The 4,132-nt window shown below is 44.1% G+C and carries 3 protein-coding genes; all 3 read left to right on the plus strand.

Features of this window, described 5'->3' with window-relative positions; translation table 11 throughout:
• Positions 1-294: 294 nt before the first annotated feature.
• The 3 genes from serA to VIP81_RS15715 all read left to right on the plus strand — a co-directional run bounded on the left by serA (position 295) and on the right by VIP81_RS15715 (position 4,111).
• Entirely contained in the window at positions 295-1,530 is a 1,236-nt protein-coding gene (serA, locus tag VIP81_RS15705) for a phosphoglycerate dehydrogenase (RefSeq protein ID WP_331962594.1), read from the plus strand.
• Positions 1,531-1,748: 218 nt separating this feature from the next.
• Positions 1,749-2,513, plus strand: coding sequence for a hypothetical protein (locus VIP81_RS15710; protein ID WP_331962597.1), 765 nt, complete (start codon positions 1,749-1,751; stop codon positions 2,511-2,513).
• A gap of 35 nt (positions 2,514-2,548) precedes the next feature.
• Entirely contained in the window at positions 2,549-4,111 is a 1,563-nt protein-coding gene (locus VIP81_RS15715; RefSeq protein ID WP_331962600.1) for a S41 family peptidase, read from the plus strand.
• Positions 4,112-4,132 lie beyond the last annotated feature (21 nt).

Genomic DNA, 4,132 nt, shown 5'->3' on the forward strand with positions numbered 1-4,132 from the left:
CTTGATTCAATATGACCCTTAAAAAATACAAAGCGCTAAATTTATGCCCAAAGTAAAAGACTGCCAAATAAATAGCGGGTTTTCAAATCCTTTTAATTGGTTTTTAAGCTGAAATGCTGAAAAAACTTAAAAAAATACGTCTGAGAAGCGCGTTTTTTTGATAAAATCGAATTTGATTACACTACTATTTGAATATTCCCCAACATCGAGTAGGTTTGTGCCTTGTTTCCCCGCTATCAGCAATTATTAAGCCAATTGCAACACGTAGATACACATATAATTTAGTATAATATTATGGACCAGCAAAAGTCGACAAGTTATCCGAAAGAGAAGATCAGCATTTTATTATTAGAGAATATCAGTGATGCCGCGGTAGCAGAATTTACCACCGCAGGGTATCATGTGCGCAAGTTGTCGGGCGCTCTGAGTGAAGACGATCTGATCAATGAGATCAAGGATGTGCACCTTCTGGGCATTCGTTCTAAAACCAAGGTAACGCGCAAAGTACTGGAATCGGCCAGGAAGCTGCAGGCGATTGGTTGTTTTTGTATAGGTACTAACCAGGTAGACCTGAAAGCGGCGACAGAACACGGGGTGGCAGTATTCAACGCACCTTATTCCAACACCCGCTCAGTAGCTGAACTGGTTATAGGCTTGTCTATTATCCTGATTCGCCGTATTGTAGATAAAAACGCAGCTGCCCATAACGGTATCTGGATGAAAGAAGCTACCGGTAGCTATGAACTCAGAGGTAAAACATTGGGTATAGTAGGCTATGGTAACATTGGCAGCCAGGTGAGTGTACTCGCAGAAGGGATGGGCATGAACGTCATCTATTATGATGCGGAAACCAAATTACCTTTAGGGAACGCAGAACAGATCCGTAGCCTGAAAGAACTCTTTGGTAAGTCAGATATCATTTCCCTGCACGTACCTTCCAGTAAAACAACCGCTAACATGATCACGGCGGAAGTGCTGGCAGATGCTAAACCAGGTGCTATTTTTATTAACTATGCACGTGGCGAAGTAGTAGACCTCGAAGCGCTGAGAGATGCACTGGTAAACGGACAGTTATCCGGTGCAGCGATTGACGTATTCCCGGTAGAACCTGAAAAGAATGGCGCCGCATTCAGCACACCACTGCAAAAATTATCAAACGTAATTTTAACACCACATATCGGTGGCAGCACAGAAGAAGCGCAGCACAACATCGGTCTGGATGTGAGCAGCAAAATGCTCAACTACCTGGAAAAGGGTGCCAGCTTCGGTTCTCATACTGTTCCTTCTATCAGCGTACCGCCTATTGAAAACACCCACCGCATTCTGCATATTCACCAGAACGTACCAGGCGTGTTGTCAGCTATCAATACGGCTTTATCTGCCAATAAAATCAATATCCTCGGTCAGTACCTGAAAACCAACGACCAGATTGGTTATGTGGTGCTGGACGTAGATACGAAACTATCTCAGGAAGCACTTGCATTGCTGAAAGAAGTAGAACATACGATTAAGACAAGATTGCTGTACTAGGCAGTTTTGAGAGCATATTTTCAAAAAAGCAGGGATGATTCCCTGCTTTTTTGTTTTCTGGGAGAAGATGGTAGATGTGCTGATAAAACAGCTGAACAAATAATTATTCACCCGCGTTATCTCCTTATTCACCGATTCTTTTTCCTCATATATGCTTTTTTTGAGCATATTTTGAAAATTGTTTGTTAACCTTGTACTGCAACTGAAAAAATTAGCACATGAATATGAACAGGGCACTGATAACAGGAGCGGGGTTAATAGCCGGGCTTTTGTTATATGTTAATGCTTCCGCACAAGATAGTGAACCAAATAAATGGGCCCCGGCCAACATGAAAGTTGACGGACAGGCCACAGAATGGCCTAAACCCCTGCAGTTTTATAACAACGTTACTAAGTTATTTTACACCATAGCCAACGATCAGGAAAATATATACGTAATCGTTAGTGTGCCTGACCCGCAAAGCCAGCAGAAAATTATGCGGTCCGGTCTTACGATTTCGCTGAATGCAACTGGTAAAAAGAAAGGTGGAGCTTCCGTTACTTTTCCGCTCACGGAAAATGTAAATACAGGCGCACCGGACGTACCGGAGGCTTCCCGGGCATTGATTGCCGGAGAATTGAAAAAACAGATCCTGGCTAATTTGAAAGAAATAAAGGTCGATGGGTTTGACAGCATCCCAAGTGGCAATATTCCGGTGCATAATACGTTTGGTATTCAGTCAGCTGCTTCTTTTGAAGCTTCCGGTAACCTGGTTTGTGAACTGGCTATTCCGCTCAAGACGCTGGGTATAACAGCGGTGGCAGCAGATAAACCCATTGCCTATCATTTTAAGGTGAATGCGATGAAGAGAGAGGATAAAAAAGAATTGGAGGCTAAGCGTGCCAAAGGGGAGGCGCCACCAATGCCCGGGGAATACGCAGATCATTTCGCCTTGTATTATTCTGCTGACTTCTGGACCAGACAAACTCTGGCTACTCATTAGTCTGCACACTGCTGAAATTTGTCTTAACCGTTTTTATGTATAACAAACTGTTTTCTACGGGAACTAAAGCCATACTGGCCGGCGCTTTCTGTGCAGGTATTTTTATGTCTTGTCATAAAGACAATAATCCGTCACCGGCGCCATCCACAGGGGATACCACGCAGCTCTCTTCCGCATTGGCAGAAGACTCGCTCAAATACCTCATGTACCAGATCATGCAGGTGACTTATGGAGATGGTGGCCGTAACCTGGCTACCGGATTACCTACCTACTACTGGTATTCATCCGTGCCCAAGCTGGACCCATTTAGCAGTAGCTATCCCAATGCGGATACGTTGCTGGCAGTAATGAAAAGAACCAATTCGTACGATCGCTACAGTTTCCTCGACAGAAATGGTACGCTGACGAATAAGCTCATGAATGGGATCTCCTCCAGTACTTTTTCGGCTACCACCAGTGATTTTGGGTTAGAATATGCACCAGTATTGACTTCCAGTACCAGTAATCAGGTACGACTTTTTGTATTGTATGCGGATAAGAACAGCCCTGCAGGTAAAGCAGGTATTGATAGAGGCTGTGAAATTACCTCGGTAAACGGGACGACTTCCTTTACAAATACCAATTCGTCATTGCAGTTTGTGTACAATGCTATCATGGCTTCCACTTCCACAGTAACGCTGGGGGTAACTAGGGCTGATAAAACAACCTTCACAGCTACACTCAATCCCGTGGCATATAGTATCAACCCGGTGTTATTTGATACCGTATACACGGCAGCGAATAATAAGAAAGTTGGGTACTTTGGTCTGTATACCTTTGCCAGCACCTTCAACGACAAAGGACAGGCTACTTACACCAAGACGGCACTGGACCAAACATTTGCCAAATTCAAATCCGCCGGCATTAAAAGCCTGATTGTTGATTTACGGTACAACGGAGGGGGATCCACCACCACCGCAGAATACCTGGATAGTGCCATCGCACCGGCATCAGCAGCAGGTAAAACCATGTATACTTACCAGTACAATGATAAGATCATGGCAAACCTGAAGGCTACGGGACTAACAGAAACGGTTAAATTCCCGGCCAGCACTGGCGGTTTGTCACTCGACAATGTGTTTTTCATCACCAGCGGCAATACTGCCTCCGCTAGTGAGCTAACACTTAATAATCTGAAGCCTTACCTGAAAGTATTGCTGGTAGGAGAAAAAACATATGGTAAGCCGGTAGGATTTATCGATTTCAATATCTCAGCCTATAATCCTTCAGGCTCTGTAAAATACCTGGCTGATCTTTACGCCATTAACTTTGCCACACATAATGCCCAGGGAGTAGGAGACTATTATACCGGTATTGACGTAGATAAAGCAGCGACAGACTATGTGAATGTTCCATGGGGAGCTACCGCCGATGATGATAATCTTAAAAAGATCATGAGTTATATTAATACCGGCGCCTTCCCAACAGCAAGAGTGGCACAAGTAAATACAGAAACGGTGAACGGGTTGCGAACCGCTTTACCGACTGGCAGGCCGCTTAACAATTTCAATGGAATGGTCGATTACAGGTTAAGTAGAGAGATGTCTAAATTGAAATAATCGTATATCCTTAGCTGTTAG

The organism is Chitinophaga sp. (assembly GCF_036566945.1).
Taxonomy (GTDB): Bacteria; Bacteroidota; Bacteroidia; order Chitinophagales; family Chitinophagaceae; genus Chitinophaga.